2 protein-coding genes are annotated in these 1,655 nt (G+C 75.5%); both read left to right on the top strand.

Annotated features, from left to right (window positions below; all coding sequences use genetic code 11):
- Positions 1–32: 32 nt before the first annotated feature.
- The gene (ispF, locus tag HMPREF3105_RS06460) at positions 33–506 is read left to right on the top strand and encodes a 2-C-methyl-D-erythritol 2,4-cyclodiphosphate synthase (RefSeq protein WP_070709001.1); all 474 of its coding nucleotides are present in this window, start codon (positions 33–35) and stop codon (positions 504–506) included.
- 72 nt (positions 507–578) lie between these two features.
- A partial coding sequence (gene cysS, locus HMPREF3105_RS06455; RefSeq protein ID WP_070709000.1) for a cysteine--tRNA ligase occupies positions 579–1,655 on the top strand: 1,077 nt, incomplete at its 3' end.

The following is a 1,655-nucleotide window of genomic DNA, read 5'->3' as shown; positions in this document are numbered from 1 at the left end:
GCCCCGCCGCCGCGCCCGCCCCCCTGCCGCGCGTGGGGATCGGCACCGACGTGCACGCGTGGGCACCCGAGGACGCCCCCCGGCCCCTGTGGCTCGGTGGCATCCACTGGCCCGGCGAGCGGGGGGTGGCCGCGACCTCGGACGGGGACGTGGCCGCCCACGCGGCGTGCAACGCCCTGCTCTCCGCCGCCGGCCTCGGCGACCTCGGGGCCGTGTTCGGCGTCGACCGGCCCGAGATGGCGGACGCCTCCGGCGCGGACATGCTCCGCGAGGTGCTGCGCCTGCTGACGGAGGCGGGCCTCGCCGTCGGGAACGTGGCGGTCCAGGTGGTCGCACCCCGGCCCAAGGTGGGCGCGCGCCGCGCGGAGATGGAGGCCGCCCTGTCCGCCGCCCTCGGCGGGGCCCCCGTGTCCGTCTCCGCCGCCACCACGGACCGGCTGGGGTTCATCGGGCGCAAGGAGGGGCTGGTCGGGATCGCGACCGCGCTCGTCATCCCTGCGGCCTGAGTCCGCGCCGGCGCACCGACTAGGCTGGCAGAGCCCCGTCAGGACCCCGCCCCTCCGGAAGGACCGCGCCCCATGGCCCAGCGCTTCTACGACACCCGCACCGCGCAGGTCCGGGACTTCGAGCCCCTCGTGCCCGGCGAGGCGTCGGTGTACTACTGCGGGGCCACGGTGCAGGGCATGCCGCACGTGGGCCACGTGCGCAGCGCGATCGTGTTCGACATCCTCATCCGCTGGCTCGAGGCCACGGGGCTGCGCGTCACCTCGGTGCGGAACGTGACGGACATCGACGACAAGATCCTCGAGCGCTCGGCCGCCTCCCACGAGGCCGGCTTCGAGGCCTCGGACCTCTACCCGGCCCGCGAGCCGTGGTGGGCCCTGGCCTATCGGTTCGAGAAGGCGTTCGACGCCGCCTACCTCGCCCTCGGCGTCCGCCGTCCCACCTACGAGCCGCGCGCCACCGGCCACGTGCCCGAGATGTTCGCGCTCATCGAGCGCCTGATGGAGCGCGGCCACGCCTACCCCGCGCAGGACGGCTCGGGCGACGTCTACTTCGACGTCCGGTCGTGGGAGCGCTACGGCGAGCTCACCCGCCAGCGCGTGGAGGACATGCAGGACGCCCCCGACGCCGACCCGCGCGGCAAGCGCGACCCCCGCGACTTCGCCCTGTGGAAGGGCGCCAAGCCCGGCGAGCCCGCCACCGCCGTGTGGGAGTCGCCCTGGGGCGCCGGCCGCCCCGGATGGCACCTGGAGTGCTCGGCCATGTCCACGAAGTACCTCGGCACCGAGTTCGACATCCACGGCGGCGGCCTGGACCTGCGGTTCCCGCACCACGAGAACGAGCTGGCCCAGTCGGCGGCCGCCGGGGACGGCTTCGCCCGCCTCTGGCTGCACAACGGGCTCGTCACCTACGGCGGCGAGAAGATGTCCAAGTCCGTGGGCAACACGATCTCCCCCGAGGAGATGCTCGGCATGGCCCGCCCGACGGCGGTGCGCTACTTCCTGGGGCAGGCCCACTACCGCTCCCAGCTCGACTACCGGCCCGGCGCCCTCGACGAGGCCGAGGCCGCCGTCGAGCGCATCGAGGGCTTCACGGCCCGCGCCCGCGCCGCCGGTGCCGTCCCGCCCGCTCCCGACGGGGCGCTCGCGGAC

The sequence above is a fragment of the Micrococcus sp. HMSC31B01 genome (assembly GCF_001816085.1).
Taxonomy (GTDB): domain Bacteria; phylum Actinomycetota; class Actinomycetes; order Actinomycetales; family Micrococcaceae; genus Micrococcus; species Micrococcus luteus.
This window is presented reverse-complemented; position numbering and strand designations above follow the sequence as displayed.